Annotated in this window: 12 protein-coding genes and 1 pseudogene; 9 read left to right on the top strand and 4 right to left on the bottom strand. The window is 45.6% G+C overall.

Translation table 11 applies throughout. From position 1 onward, the window contains the following. Window positions 1–54: 54 nt before the first annotated feature. The 3 genes and pseudogenes from FQ015_RS24770 to nanC all read right to left on the bottom strand — a co-directional run. Window positions 55–399: pseudogene (locus FQ015_RS24770) on the bottom strand (sialate O-acetylesterase); the annotation flags it as partial. Window positions 400–685: 286 nt separating this feature from the next. Continuing rightward, window positions 686–1,792 carry an N-acetylneuraminate epimerase gene (nanM, locus tag FQ015_RS20130; RefSeq protein ID WP_105279011.1) on the bottom strand — a complete coding sequence of 369 codons (1,107 nt, stop codon included), beginning with the start codon at window positions 1,790–1,792 and terminating at the stop codon, window positions 686–688. Window positions 1,793–1,811: 19 nt separating this feature from the next. Beyond that, window positions 1,812–2,528, bottom strand: a complete 717-nt coding sequence (nanC, locus tag FQ015_RS20125) for an N-acetylneuraminic acid outer membrane channel NanC (RefSeq protein WP_001295734.1) — start codon at window positions 2,526–2,528, stop codon at window positions 1,812–1,814. A 1,429-nt stretch (window positions 2,529–3,957) separates the two neighbouring features. Between nanC and fimB the strand changes: the two genes are divergently transcribed. From fimB to fimH, 9 genes are all read left to right on the top strand, one after another. Next, window positions 3,958–4,560 (top strand): type 1 fimbria switch DNA invertase FimB, encoded by a 603-nt coding sequence (fimB, locus tag FQ015_RS20120; RefSeq protein ID WP_000790582.1) that lies wholly within the window; start codon window positions 3,958–3,960, stop codon window positions 4,558–4,560. Window positions 4,561–5,037: 477 nt separating this feature from the next. Next, window positions 5,038–5,634: a type 1 fimbria switch DNA invertase FimE gene (gene fimE / locus FQ015_RS20115; protein WP_000044721.1), complete on the top strand. Its 597-nt coding sequence runs from the start codon at window positions 5,038–5,040 to the stop codon at window positions 5,632–5,634. A 479-nt stretch (window positions 5,635–6,113) separates the two neighbouring features. Next, complete coding sequence (gene fimA / locus FQ015_RS20110) at window positions 6,114–6,662, top strand: type 1 fimbrial major subunit FimA (RefSeq protein ID WP_160524419.1); 549 nt, start codon at window positions 6,114–6,116, stop codon at window positions 6,660–6,662. A 64-nt stretch (window positions 6,663–6,726) separates the two neighbouring features. Next, on the top strand, window positions 6,727–7,266 hold the full coding sequence (locus FQ015_RS20105; protein ID WP_000824095.1) for a fimbrial protein: 540 nt from the start codon (window positions 6,727–6,729) through the stop codon (window positions 7,264–7,266). Window positions 7,267–7,302: 36 nt separating this feature from the next. Further along, on the top strand, window positions 7,303–8,028 hold the full coding sequence (fimC, locus tag FQ015_RS20100) for a type 1 fimbria chaperone FimC (protein ID WP_160524418.1): 726 nt from the start codon (window positions 7,303–7,305) through the stop codon (window positions 8,026–8,028). Between the two features lie 66 nt (window positions 8,029–8,094). Next, the gene (fimD, locus tag FQ015_RS20095; protein ID WP_160524417.1) at window positions 8,095–10,731 is read left to right on the top strand and encodes a fimbrial usher FimD; all 2,637 of its coding nucleotides are present in this window, start codon (window positions 8,095–8,097) and stop codon (window positions 10,729–10,731) included. Window positions 10,732–10,740: 9 nt separating this feature from the next. Then, complete coding sequence (fimF, locus tag FQ015_RS20090) at window positions 10,741–11,271, top strand: type 1 fimbria minor subunit FimF (protein ID WP_001355117.1); 531 nt, start codon at window positions 10,741–10,743, stop codon at window positions 11,269–11,271. 72 nt (window positions 11,272–11,343) lie between these two features. Further along, the gene (locus FQ015_RS20085; RefSeq protein WP_373569429.1) at window positions 11,344–11,787 is read left to right on the top strand and encodes a fimbrial protein; all 444 of its coding nucleotides are present in this window, start codon (window positions 11,344–11,346) and stop codon (window positions 11,785–11,787) included. 19 nt (window positions 11,788–11,806) lie between these two features. Beyond that, a complete protein-coding gene (gene fimH / locus FQ015_RS20080; protein WP_000832227.1) occupies window positions 11,807–12,709 on the top strand; it encodes a type 1 fimbria D-mannose specific adhesin FimH in 903 nt (300 codons plus the stop codon). A gap of 173 nt (window positions 12,710–12,882) precedes the next feature. Here fimH and gntP read toward each other — a convergent pair whose 3' ends face one another. After that, the gene (gene gntP / locus FQ015_RS20075) at window positions 12,883–14,226 is read right to left on the bottom strand and encodes a gluconate permease GntP (RefSeq protein ID WP_000558243.1); all 1,344 of its coding nucleotides are present in this window, start codon (window positions 14,224–14,226) and stop codon (window positions 12,883–12,885) included. Window positions 14,227–14,249: the final 23 nt, after the last annotated feature.

The raw sequence follows: 14,249 nt of genomic DNA, 5'->3' as shown, positions 1-14,249 counted from the left end.
TAGATCCCTACGAAAGGCTTCAACCATATGATTAAAGTGTTGAGGGTGTGACGCGTAGTCACTGGTCATTAGGTCAAATTCGCCTTGCATCCAGCATACGCCGAGGAATTTGTTCTGCGGATTTTTTGCCAGTGCGGCTCGCGTTCGGCTGACTAAATCCTGATACAGCGGAGTATCCGTTCCCCAACGACAAGCATCATGGCTGGCTCCGTGCTGTTCTGAATATGTCCCTTCGCTGCCCGCAGTAAAAGCCGATCCGCCACGGCAACACGGAACGATGAGAACCCCTGCATTATCAGGAATAAAGGGCAGTAATTTCCGTGCAATATGCAGTGCCTGGCCAACGGTGCCGTACTGTGTTTGATGATTCGTTGCCAGAGGATGGTGATAACCCTGCATATCCTGAACATCGTGTGGGCAGTGAGTCAGTGGAATAATGTCGTTAAAGTGACATGACGGGCCTCCGGGATGCGTATGCGCAAATCTCGCTAATTGTTTAATTCTGGGATGAGGCGCATCTTCCCTGTCCGGTAATGGCAGTCCTTCGCCATACGCCATGGCATTAGACTGACCAGCAACGGTAAGAACATAGTAATAATCGGGCGATATTATTGCGTTCATATAATTTTCGCGTAATTGAAATGATAAATTGATAGCAGGGCCCCTTTACTGGGGCCCTGAAGCATTAGTTTTGTACTGTGACTTTATTATCCTTCACAGAGATCAAAACTGAATCCGTCACCGCTTTGCCGCCTGCAGTTTCACCGCCAATAATTAATAAACTATTATTCCAGGGCAATGATACTCCGTAGGCCCGACCTTGCGATAATTCGCCAGATTTATCCCATTTCCCGTTATGCCAAAGATGAATATCAGCGCTATATGATTTTTTCAGGCCTTCATGCGCATAGTTCTTACCGTTCTGGTAATTTTCTCGTGAACCTTTGAATCCGGCCCCTCCGGCAAATATAAGTGAGTCATTGCTCATGCCTGCAAAACCGCCAGCGACGCCATCTGGTGATGAGACGGGAGCAAGTTTATTCCATTTTAAATTATTACCGGTGAAATCAAGTTCAAATACGGCATCCGTTCGTAGTCCTGGTTTGGCTTCACCATTAATAAGCCAGGTTTTATCGCCTTTATTCACAACCGCTGCACCAGCCGTCCCGTACCAGGGAGATTCGCCAGCGTAACTCCATTGCTGTGTTGAGGGATCAAAAGACAACAGAAACTTATTGAAGAAATAATCTTCTGCTTTTTTGTCAAAATAGTGGGCGTTGATTTTATCTATAGCGGTTGAATCTTTTCCAGCTTCGTTGAGATCTTCAAAATAGCCATTGAAGATATTCTGGTTAACACCGCCAGTAACATAAGCCTTGCCGTTGTGTACAAAAGTCACATGGCCCGCCATGCCCATCGGCGCGTGCGACATCAATTTAACCCAGCTATTGGTTTTGGGGTTGTATTTGTGTACGTCATTAAATACCTGAGTCAAGCCTTCGCTGTTTTTGCCAATGCCGCCAAATACGTACAGATTGCCATCAATAAATGCAGAGGTTGCTTGATCTCTCGCCCCACCAGGGAATGCAGCTAACGCTATCCATTTTTTATCTTTGGCCTGTGTATCCAGCTTGTACCATGCCGTACCTGCGCTACCTAAACCAATGTAGACAGTGTCGTTATCAATTGCTCCGGTACCACTTTTAAATGGCACAGGAGTTTCCGGTAATACAGACGCGTTTGCGGCAAATGAAGCCATTATGATAGTAAGCGCCGTTATTGTTTTATTCATTGTGACTGTCTCCTGTCTACTACAGTTTAAATGACACACCAATGCGATAACTGTTTTCCGATAAATTATCTCTGCCGTTATAAACACCCTGACGGTCAAGGTAGTCATATTCTATGTATGGCGTAATATCGGGCGTCATATGGTATTGTAGAACAAATGCATTTTCTGTCGCCCATTTCTTGTGGTTTGCATAGCGATAATCGTTTTGTTTGCTGTATAGCGTCGTTTGCCATGCGAAGGTGAAATCACTATTAATATGGTAAGTGACATATCCATCCCAACGATGAACGTTATCACGAGACATATCACCGGATAAGTCTTGTTGTCGGTAAGCTTTCCAGTCGTAACGATAGCGAATGCCAAAATTAAGATCTTTTGTCGCGTCCCAGGACAATTTTACGTAGGGTCCGTAGCGTGTGCCGTTACTGCTAAAATGCGTTAACATTCCCGGGCGCACCGTCCATTGATCATCAAGTTTAATCGCGTAATTAACTTCAACCTGAACATCATTGAGTGCGGCATTTTCCTTTTTATTATCATGAATGGTATTCCAGGTATTACTTTCCATACTTGCCCACCATCCATTTTGCCATCCCTCACTGACTTTGAGTCGAGTCTCATAGGCGTGGCTTCCACTACGATATCCACCACGTACGTCCAGTGTCGCAGCCTGGGAAATTAGTGGTGACGAAAAGCACAGTAATAATACGCCAGAAAGTATTTTAGCCTTTTTCATATATTTCACTCATTTGTAGGATACAGAAAGCAATACAAAGCCCGCATAAACAATTAGCATTTATGTTGTGTAATATTTTTTGCCAGGCTTATAGTGTCTTTGGCAACGAGTAGCTGTATTTTATATTTTTTGTATAAGGTCTCCTGTGAAAATTCTCTTTCCACATTATTTAAATAAACAGAGAACCAGATTAAATACCTGAGTATAAAATCTCTTCTGATGTTTAATTGATTTGAATGTTCGTAAGCTATATCACTTACTCAATCCATTTTATCCAGAGTCATAAAATAGAGTGTCTGTTGATCTCATTTTCATATTCCTTTCAGACTGAAGTGATGTTTGTCATAGATTGCGAGATGCTCAGTCTCATTGACTACTGCGGTACACCTTTATACCTGTTATACCAGATCAAAAATCACTCAATCCATATAACAAAACCAGATTTGCAATTCGCGTCACAAAATATGTCTATATTTTTCTATGAAGAAGATGCCATTTGAAGTCAGACGAACACTTACGATGGCCTTCACAAATCAAAGATATTTGATTAACTATTTGTTTTGTATGTTATTTATTTGCACTCTAAACAAGGGGAGCTTTGCTGGCTAACTCAGTGAGCGTGGTGAAAATAAGTGTTTACCCGCCATCAGGCTGATCATAATTCTCATCATGAAATATGTTTCCTGATTTGTGGCTTGTAACTGGTCACTTCTGAAGTCGATCAGGAGAGGCTTGTTGATGTTCAGTACGCATTGGTGTTTTCAGGATGATGCTTCACTTAGTTTGTTTGCCGTATCGCCCGGCGAATAGCTGTGATTGAAGAAGGTTTAAGACGTAGTGACCAAAGCTATATTTACCAATGAATGTAGATGAAAAAGCGTCGCCTGCGTTCCCCCATATCTCCAGGATAAAAAGGAATGTAGCAATCTCATGGCGTAAGCTGACGAACCAGGCAGGAATAATCGCTAGGGACCTAAGAATTAGCATGATAATAGACGCTAAGAAATTACTGCGTTCCATGAAATAGCCATTTTGTGGCAAATGCAGTTGACTAATAATGTCATATGTGAGACGGCTAGTTGAACGAATATTAAATTTTGCTGAATTTTTTATGTTGATTTTACTTGTTACAGAACATATCACATGATATATAGATAAGATTAGTTGCATTAATGATGAGGGTTATTATTAGATTCGTATCAGATTGATAAATATATAAAGGTACATAGCATGCAAGAGCATGGCGTTTGTATGGCAAAGTTATTATAAGTAACTATCGCTACTCCATTTAAGTTCACTCAGAAGAACTGGTCCACTTACGTTAGTTATTAAGCAAACGTTCGCTTTTATAAACATAATCAGGATTAAAATGTTGGATTATTGCTAACCCAGCACAGCTAGTGCGCGTCTGTAATTATAAGGGAAAACGATGAAGAATAAGGCTGATAACAAAAAAAGGAACTTCCTTACCCATAGTGAAATCGAGTCACTCCTTAAAGCAGCAAATACCGGGCCTCATGCAGCACGTAATTATTGTCTGACTTTGCTTTGTTTTATTCATGGTTTCCGGGCGAGTGAAATTTGCCGATTGAGGATTTCGGATATTGATCTTAAGGCAAAGTGTATCTATATCCATCGATTAAAAAAAGGCTTTTCAACGACGCACCCGCTATTGAACAAAGAAGTTCAGGCTTTAAAAAACTGGTTGAGTATACGTACTTCTTATCCGCATGCTGAGAGCGAGTGGGTATTTTTATCACGTAAGGGGAACCCGCTTTCTCGGCAACAGTTTTACCATATTATCTCGACTTCTGGTGGTAATGCTGGGTTATCACTGGAGATTCATCCGCATATGTTACGCCATTCGTGTGGTTTTGCTTTGGCGAATATGGGAATAGATACACGACTTATCCAGGATTATCTTGGGCATCGCAATATTCGTCATACTGTCTGGTATACCGCCAGCAATGCAGGGCGTTTTTACGGCATCTGGGATAGAGCCAGAGGACGACAGCATCACGCAGTTTTATAGAGATAGATGAGATACCAGGGATGGTGTTAAAAAATACATTATTCTTACGATATATCAAAAATGATTAACCATTTATTAATTGATGTTATTGTAAGTGTGATTCTTAATTATCATAATAAACATTAAGTTAACCATATCCATACAAAATACAATGGTTTATGTTCTTCAAAATAAATAAACAAAATCATTCATAAATTTACACATCACTCAAGTTCTCCTGTTTCTGCACTTTTTTCTTTATTTTTTAAGCAACTGGAAGTTAATCCGCTGCAATCTATTGTTATATTGAATCAAATCAATGAAAATAGATGTTGTCACATCAGTGATATTTTATTTTTGTATGATATTTAATGTAATTGACTGATAGTCACATAACTTCCTGTGTGGTTATCTTTTTATCTATTGGGCTAATTTTAACCGATCGAGGTTTCCTATAGGTATTCATTCAAATATATCTCAGTCAGGAGTACTACTATTGTGAGTAAACGTCGTTATCTTACCGGTAAAGAAGTGCAGGACATGATGCAGGCGGTTTGTTACGGGGCAACGGGAGCCAGAGATTATTGCCTAATTTTGTTGGCATATCGGCATGGGATGCGTATTAGTGAACTGCTTGATCTGCATTATCAGGATCTTGACCTTAACGAAGGTCGAATAAATATCCGCCGACTGAAGAACGGATTTTCTACCGTTCACCCGTTACGTTTTGATGAGCGTGAAGCTGTGGAGCGCTGGACCCAGGAACGTACTAACTGGAAAGGCGCTGACCAGACCGACGCCATATTTATTTCTCGCCGCGGGAGTCGACTTTCTCGCCAGCAGGCCTATCGCATTATTCGCGATGCCGGTATTGAAGCTGGAACCGTGACGCAGACTCATCCTCATATGTTAAGGCATGCTTGCGGTTATGAACTGGCGGAGCGTGGTGCAGATACCCGTTTAATTCAGGATTATCTCGGGCATCGAAATATTCGCCATACTGTGCGTTATACCGCCAGTAATGCTGCACGTTTTGCCGGATTATGGGAAAGAAATAATCTCATAAACGAAAAATTAAAAAGAGAAGATGCCTGATGTAACTTATTGATAATAATATGAAAAGATAAGGAAATATAAGACAATTGGGGCCAAACTGTCCATATCATAAAAAAGTTTTGTATTTGTTCTCAAGCATAAAAATATAAAAAAACGACATAAAGCAACTAACTGTTTGATATGTAAATTGTTTCTCTTATAAATTAATTTCACATCACCTCCGCTATAGGTAAAGCTAACGTTTCTGTGTCTCGAAGCAACTTCCTCATTCATCTCTCCAAACACCACCGTATTCAATATAAAAATCTATAAAATAATGTATTAATAGAATATAAATCCAAATAATAAACTAAGAAAGTTCGTGCGTAATGCTTTCCTCTATGAGTCAAAATGGCCCCAAATGTTTCATCTTTTGGGGGAAAACTGTGCAGTGTTGGCAGTCCAATTCGTTTCAAAACAAAGTGTACAGAACGACTGCCCATGTCGATTTAGAAACAGTTTTTTTAAAGGAAAGCAGCATGAAAATTAAAACTCTGGCAATCGTTGTTCTGTCGGCTCTGTCCCTCAGTTCCGCAGCGGCTCTGGCCGATACTACGACGGTAAATGGTGGGACCGTTCACTTCAAAGGGGAAGTTGTTAACGCCGCTTGCGCAGTTGATGCAGGCTCTGCTGATCAAACCGTTCAGTTAGGACAGGTTCGTACCGCATCGCTGGCACGGGAAGGAGCAACCAGTTCTGCTGTCGGTTTTAACATTCAACTGAACGATTGTGACACTACTGTTGCAGACAAAGCAGCTATTGCCTTCCTTGGTACCGCAATTGATGGAAATCATCCTAACGTATTGGCTTTGCAGAGTTCAGCTGCGGGTAGCGCAACAAAAGTTGGTGTGCAGATCCTGGACAGAACGGGTGCTGCGCTGGCGCTGGACGGTGCGACATTTAGTGCACAAACAACCCTGAATAACGGAACCAACACCATTCCGTTCCAGGCGCGTTACTTTGCAACCGGTGCCGCAACCCCAGGTGCTGCTAATGCGGATGCGACCTTCAAGGTTCAGTATCAATAACCTACCCAGGTTCAGGGACGTCATTATGGGCAGGGATGCCCACCCTTGTGCGATAAAAATAATGATGAAAAGGAAGAGATTATTTCTATTAGCGTCGTTGCTGCCAATGTTTGCTCTGGCCGGAAATAAATGGAACACCACGTTGCCCGGCGGAAATATGCAATTTCAGGGCGTCATTATTGCAGAAGCTTGCCGGATTGAAGCTGGTGATAAACAAATGACGGTCAATATGGGGCAAATCAGCAGTAACCGGTTTCATGCGGTTGGGGAAGATAGCGCACCGGTGCCTTTTGTTATTCATTTACGGGAATGTAGCACGGTGGTGAGTGAACGTGTGGGTGTGGCGTTTCACGGTGTCGCGGATGGTAAAAATCCGGATGTGCTTTCCGTGGGAGAGGGGCCAGGGATTGCCACCAATATTGGCGTAGCGTTGTTTGATGATGAAGGAAACCTTGTACCGATTAATCGTCCTCCAGCAAACTGGAAACGGCTTTACTCAGGCTCTACGTCGTTACATTTCATCGCCAAATATCGTGCTACCGGGCGTCGGGTTACTGGCGGCATCGCCAATGCTCAGGCCTGGTTCTCTTTAACCTATCAGTAATTGTTCAGCAGATAATGTGATAACAGGAACAGGACAGTGAGTAATAAAAACGTCAATGTAAGGAAATTGCAGGAAATAACATTCTGCTTGCTGGCAGGTATCCTGATGATCATGGCAATGATGACTGCCGGACGCGCGGAAGCAGGAGTGGCCTTAGGTGCGACTCGCGTAATTTATCCGGCAGGGCAAAAACAAGTGCAACTTGCCGTGACAAATAATGATGATAATAGTACCTATTTAATTCAATCATGGGTGGAAAATGCCGATGGTGTAAAGGATGGCCGTTTTATCGTGACGCCTCCTCTGTTTGCGATGAAGGGAAAAAAAGAGAATACCTTGCGTATTCTTGATGCCACAAATAACCAATTGCCACAGGACCGGGAAAGTTTATTCTGGATGAACGTTAAAGCGATTCCGTCAATGGATAAATCAAAATTGACTGAGAATACGCTACAGCTCGCAATTATCAGCCGCATTAAATTGTACTATCGCCCGGCTAAATTAGCGTTGCCACCCGATCAGGCCGCAGAAAAGTTAAGATTTCGTCGTAGCGCGAATTCTCTGACGCTGATTAACCCGACACCCTATTACCTGACGGTAACAGAGTTGAATGCCGGAACTCGGGTTCTTGAAAATGAATTGGTGCCTCCAATGGGCGAAAGCACAGTTAAATTACCTTCTGATGCAGGAAGCAACATTACTTACCGAACAATAAATGATTATGGCGCACTTACTCCAAAAATGACGGGCGTAATGGAATAACGCAGGGGGAATTTTTCGCCTGAATAAAAAGAATTGACTGCCGGGTAATTTTAAACCGGAGGAATAATGTCATATCTGAATTTAAGACTTTACCAGCGAAACACACAATGCTTGCATATTCGTAAGCCTCGTCTGGCTGGTTTTTTTGTTCGGCTCTCTGTTGCCTGTGTTTTTGCCACACAGGCACCTTTGTCATCTGCCGAACTCTATTTTAACCCGCGTTTTTTAGCGGATGATCCCCAGGCTGTGGCTGATTTATCGCGTTTTGAGAATGGTCAAGAATTACCACCTGGGACGTATCGCGTCGATATCTATTTGAATAATGGTTATATGGCAACGCGTGATGTCACCTTTAATACGGGCGACAGTGAACAAGGGATTGTTCCCTGCCTGACGCGCGCTCAACTTGCCAGTATGGGGCTGAATACGGCTTCTGTCTCCGGTATGAATCTGCTGGCGGATGATGCCTGCGTGCCATTAACCTCAATGATCCATGACGCTACTGCGCATTTAGATGTTGGTCAGCAGCGACTCAACCTGACGATCCCTCAGGCATTTATGAGTAATCGCGCGCGTGGTTATATTCCTCCTGAGTTATGGGATCCCGGTATTAATGCCGGATTGCTCAATTATAATTTCAGCGGAAATAGTGTACAGAATCGGATTGGTGGTAACAGTCATTATGCATATTTAAACCTACAGAGTGGGTTAAATATTGGTGCGTGGCGTTTACGCGACAATACCACCTGGAGTTATAACAGTAGCGACAGTTCATCTGGTAGCAAAAATAAATGGCAACATATCAATACCTGGCTTGAGCGAGACATAATACCGTTGCGTTCCCGGCTGACGCTGGGTGATGGTTATACTCAGGGCGATATTTTCGATGGTATTAACTTCCGCGGCGCACAATTGGCCTCAGATGACAATATGTTACCCGATAGCCAAAGAGGATTTGCCCCGGTGATCCACGGTATTGCTCGTGGTACTGCACAGGTCACTATTAAACAAAATGGGTATGACATTTATAATAGTACGGTGCCACCGGGGCCTTTTACCATCAACGATATCTATGCCGCAGGTAATAGTGGTGACTTGCAGGTAACGATTAAAGAGGCTGACGGTAGCACGCAGATCTTTACCGTACCCTATTCGTCAGTCCCGCTTTTGCAACGTGAAGGGCATACTCGTTATTCCATTACGGCAGGAGAATACCGTAGTGGAAATGCGCAACAGGATAAACCCCGTTTTTTCCAGAGTACATTACTCCACGGCCTTCCGGCTGGCTGGACAATATATGGTGGAACGCAACTGGCGGATCGTTATCGCGCTTTTAATTTCGGTATCGGGAAAAACATGGGGGCACTGGGCGCTCTGTCCGTGGATATGACGCAGGCTAATTCCACACTTCCTGATGACAGTCAGCATGACGGGCAATCGGTGCGTTTTCTCTATAACAAATCGCTCAATGAGTCAGGTACGAATTTTCAGTTAGTGGGTTACCGTTACTCGACCAGCGGGTATTTTAATTTCGCTGATACAACATACAGCCGAATGAGTGGCTACAACATCGAAACACAGGATGGTGTTATTCAGGTTAAGCCGAAATTTACCGACTATTACAATCTCGCTTATAACAAACGCGGGAAATTACAGCTCACTGTTACTCAGCAACTCGGACGCACATCAACACTGTATTTGAGTGGTAGCCATCAAACTTATTGGGGAACGAGTAATGTCGATGAGCAATTCCAGGCTGGATTAAATACTGCTTTCGAAGATATCAACTGGACGCTCAGCTATAGCCTGACGAAAAACGCGTGGCAAAAAGGACGGGATCAGATGTTGGCTCTTAACGTCAATATTCCTTTCAGCCACTGGCTGCGTTCTGACAGTAAATCTCAGTGGCGAAATGCCAGTGCCAGCTACAGCATGTCACACGATCTCAACGGTCGGATGACCAACCTTGCGGGCGTATACGGTACGTTGCTGGAAGACAATAACCTCAGCTATAGCGTGCAAACCGGCTATGCCGGGGGAGGCGATGGTAATAGCGGAAGTACAGGCTACGCCGCGCTGAATTATCGCGGTGGCTACGGCAATGCCAACATTGGTTACAGCCATAGCGATGATATTAAGCAGCTCTATTACGGAATCAGCGGTGGGGTATTGGCTCATGCCAATGGCGTAACGCTGGGGCAGCCGTTAAACGATACGGTGGTGCTAGTTAAAGCGCCTGGCGCAAAAGATGCAAAAGTTGAAAACCAGACGGGGGTGCGTACCGACTGGCGCGGCTATGCCGTGCTGCCTTATGCCACAGAATATCGGGAAAATAGAGTGGCGCTGGATACCAATACCCTGGCTGATAACGTCGATTTAGATAACGCGGTTGCTAACGTTGTTCCCACCCGTGGGGCAATTGTGCGAGCAGAGTTTAAAGCGCGTGTTGGGATAAAACTGCTCATGACGCTAACCCATAATAATAAGCCGCTGCCGTTTGGGGCGATGGTCACATCAGAGAGTAGCCAGAGTAGCGGCATTGTTGCGGATAATGGTCAGGTTTATCTCAGCGGGATGCCTTTAGCGGGAAAAGTTCAGGTGAAATGGGGAGAAGAGGAAAATGCTCACTGTGTCGCCAATTATCAACTGCCACCAGAGAGTCAGCAGCAGTTATTAACCCAGCTATCAGCTGAATGTCGTTAAGGGGGCGTGATGAAAAGCAAACCTTTTTATCTTCTGTGCGCTTTTTTGTGGCTGGCGGTAAGTCACGCTTTGGCTGCGGATAGCACGATTACTATCCGCGGCTATGTCAGAGATAACGGCTGTAGTGTGGCCGCTGAATCAACCAATTTTACTGTTGATCTGATGGAAAACGCGGCGAAGCAATTTAACAACATTGGCGCGACGACTCCTGTCGTTCCATTTCGTATTTTGCTGTCACCCTGTGGTAATGCCGTTTCTGCCGTAAAGGTTGGGTTTACCGGCGTTGCAGATAGTCACAATGCCAACCTGCTTGCACTTGAAAATACGGTGTCAGCGGCTGCGGGGCTGGGAATACAGCTTCTGAATGAGCAACAAAATCAGATCCCCCTTAATGCGCCATCCTCCGCGATTTCGTGGACGACCCTGACGCCGGGTAAACCAAATACGCTGAATTTTTACGCCCGGCTAATGGCGACACAGGTGCCTGTCACTGCGGGGCATATCAATGCCACGGCTACCTTCACTCTTGAATATCAGTAACTGGAGATGCTCATGAAATGGCGCAAACGTGGGTATTTATTGGCGGCAATGTTGGCGCTCGCAAGTGCGACGATACAGGCAGCCGATGTCACCATCACGGTGAACGGTAAGGTCGTCGCCAAACCGTGCACGGTTTCCACCACCAATGCCACGGTAGATCTCGGCGATCTTTATTCTTTCAGTCTCGTGTCTGCCGGTGCGGCATCGGCCTGGCATGATGTTGCGTTAGAGTTGACTCATTGTCCGGTGGGAACATCGAGGGTCACCGCCAGCTTCAGCGGGGCAGCCGATAGTACGGGATATTATAAAAACCAGGGGACCGCGCAAAACATCCAGTTAGAGCTGCAAGATGACAGTGGCAACACATTGAATACTGGCGCAACCAAAACAGTTCAGGTGGATGATTCCTCACAATCAGCGCACTTCCCGTTACAGGTTAGAGCATTGACGGTAAATGGCGGAGCCACTCAGGGAACCATTCAGGCAGTGATTAGCATCACCTATACCTACAGCTGAATCCGAAGAGATGATTGTAATGAAAAGAGTTATTACCCTGTTTGCTGTACTGTTGATGGGTTGGTCGGTAAATGCCTGGTCATTCGCCTGTAAAACCGCCAATGGCACCGCTATCCCTATTGGCGGTGGCAGCGCCAATGTCTATGTAAACCTTGCGCCTGCCGTGAATGTGGGGCAAAACCTGGTCGTAGATCTTTCGACGCAAATCTTTTGCCATAACGATTACCCGGAAACCATTACAGACTATGTCACACTGCAACGAGGTTCGGCTTATGGCGGCGTGTTATCTAATTTTTCCGGGACCGTAAAATATAGTGGCAGTAGCTATCCATTTCCTACCACCAGCGAAACGCCGCGCGTTGTTTATAATTCGAGAACGGATAAGCCGTGGCCGGTGGCGCTTTATTTGACGCCTGTGAGCAGTGCGGGCGGGGTGGCGATTAAAGCTGGCTCATTAATTGCCGTGCTTATTTTGCGACAGACCAACAACTATAACAGCGATGATTTCCAGTTTGTGTGGAATATTTACGCCAATAATGATGTGGTGGTGCCTACTGGCGGCTGCGATGTTTCTGCTCGTGATGTCACCGTTACTCTGCCAGACTACCCTGGTTCAGTGCCGATTCCTCTTACCGTTTATTGTGCGAAAAGCCAAAACCTGGGGTATTACCTCTCCGGCACAACCGCAGATGCGGGCAATTCGATTTTCACCAATACCGCGTCGTTTTCACCAGCGCAGGGCGTCGGCGTACAGTTAACGCGCAACGGTACGATTATTCCAGCGAATAACACGGTATCGTTAGGAGCAGTAGGGACTTCGGCGGTAAGTCTGGGATTAACGGCAAATTACGCACGTACCGGAGGGCAGGTGACTGCAGGGAATGTGCAATCGATTATTGGCGTGACTTTTGTTTATCAATAAAGAAATCACAGAACATTGCTAATGCTGGTACGCAATATTGCCTGAAGCTAAAAACCTGCACGTTAGCCCTTTGTAGGCCAGATAAGACGCGTCAGCGTCGCATCTGGCATAAACAAAGCGCACTTTGCCGACAATCCGAACTGAGCCTGCCATTGGCAGGCTCTGGTGTTCTTTTACGCTACCATGCTAATAATCAACACAATAATCAGCCCAACCACGGAGTTGACCAGCTCCAGCAGACCCCATGTTTTCAACGTGTCTTTTACTGACAGGTCAAAGTAACCTTTGAACAACCAGAATGAGGCATCGTTAATGTGGGTGAGGGTGTTGGAACCCGCAGCCGTCGCCAGTACCAGCAGCGCCGGATTCACGCCAACCAGTTGACCGGTTGCTGGATCAAGGATTGCAGCACTGATAATCCCGGCGGCGGTCATCGCTGATACCACACCCTGACCCGTCGCCAGACGAATCAGTACGGTGATCAGCCATGCCATGATGTAGGGCGAGATATTGCCGTGGGACATCAACATGCCGATGGTGTCACCAATGCCGGTGTCGATGATGGTCTGCTTCAGCACGCCGCCCGCACCGATGATCAGAATCACCATCGCAATGCTTTTTACCGCGCTTTCAAAGGCGTTCATCACCCACTGCATGTCATGACCACGCGCGGTGCCAAAGAGTACGAATGCAACCACCATCGCAATAAACATTGCAATCGGCGATGAACCTATAAAGTTAACCACTTCCCACGCAGGGGTGTCTTTGACCAGCCAGATATTGGCGATGGTGGTGGAGATCATAATGATTGCCGGGATCAGCGGCACCAGAATCGAAACGCCGAAAGAGGGCAGATTATTCATATCTACCGGTTGATCTGCTTTCAGGAATGATGGCGTTGGGCGCTCAAGATTACCGAGGAACTTCGGCAGAATCAGGCCTGCGCAGATTACGCTTGGGATTGTCACCAGTACACCATAGATATAAACCATCCCCATATCTGCACCATAAGCATTCACCAGCGCCACCGGACCCGGCTGCGGAGGGAAAAGTGAATGTGCGGTGGTAGCAGCCGCTACTGCCGGAATAGCCAGTTTCAGGAACGGAATTTTAGCTTCGGCGGCAATGACGATAACCAGCGGCGCTAACATGATAAAGGCCACTTCATAGAACATCGCCAGACCAAAAATCAGGCCGATGATAATCACCGATATCTGGACATAGCGCAGGCCGAGACGCGCCAGCAGCGTATGCGCTATCTGGTGCGCCGCGCCGGAGTCGACCATCAATTTACCAATGACCGCACCGAACACAACAATGATTGCCAGTTCCCCCAGCGTGTTGCCGAAGCCCGCTTTCATGGTGTGCAGCAGCGACATCAAATCCATGCCCGCCAACATCCCGACGGATAGCGCCGCCACTAGCAAAGCCACCATTGAATTGATTTTGAACTTCAAATTCAGTACCAGCATCAGGCCGATACCGAATACTACCCAAAGAATGTTAAGCACATGCATAACGTTTTACCTTACCTGGTTGA

It is taken from the genome of Escherichia sp. HH26CH (assembly GCF_009820205.1).
Classification (GTDB): Bacteria; Pseudomonadota; Gammaproteobacteria; order Enterobacterales; family Enterobacteriaceae; genus Escherichia; species Escherichia coli_F.
Note: the sequence above shows the minus strand (reverse complement) of the source record. Positions and strands in the feature narration are given on the sequence as shown.

What these genes read in the sequence shown, in the direction of transcription:
- FQ015_RS20105 (WP_000824095.1), top strand. Translation starts at nt 6,727, where the DNA reads ATGAAAAGGAAGAGATTATTTCTATTAGCGTCGTTGCTGCCAATGTTT.
- fimA (WP_160524419.1), top strand. Translation starts at nt 6,114, where the DNA reads ATGAAAATTAAAACTCTGGCAATCGTTGTTCTGTCGGCTCTGTCCCTC.
- nanC (WP_001295734.1), bottom strand. Translation starts at nt 2,528, where the DNA reads ATGAAAAAGGCTAAAATACTTTCTGGCGTATTATTACTGTGCTTTTCG.
- fimB (WP_000790582.1), top strand. Translation starts at nt 3,958, where the DNA reads ATGAAGAATAAGGCTGATAACAAAAAAAGGAACTTCCTTACCCATAGT.
- fimF (WP_001355117.1), top strand. Translation starts at nt 10,741, where the DNA reads ATGAAAAGCAAACCTTTTTATCTTCTGTGCGCTTTTTTGTGGCTGGCG.
- fimD (WP_160524417.1), top strand. Translation starts at nt 8,095, where the DNA reads ATGTCATATCTGAATTTAAGACTTTACCAGCGAAACACACAATGCTTG.
- fimH (WP_000832227.1), top strand. Translation starts at nt 11,807, where the DNA reads ATGAAAAGAGTTATTACCCTGTTTGCTGTACTGTTGATGGGTTGGTCG.
- nanM (WP_105279011.1), bottom strand. Translation starts at nt 1,792, where the DNA reads ATGAATAAAACAATAACGGCGCTTACTATCATAATGGCTTCATTTGCC.
- gntP (WP_000558243.1), bottom strand. Translation starts at nt 14,226, where the DNA reads ATGCATGTGCTTAACATTCTTTGGGTAGTATTCGGTATCGGCCTGATG.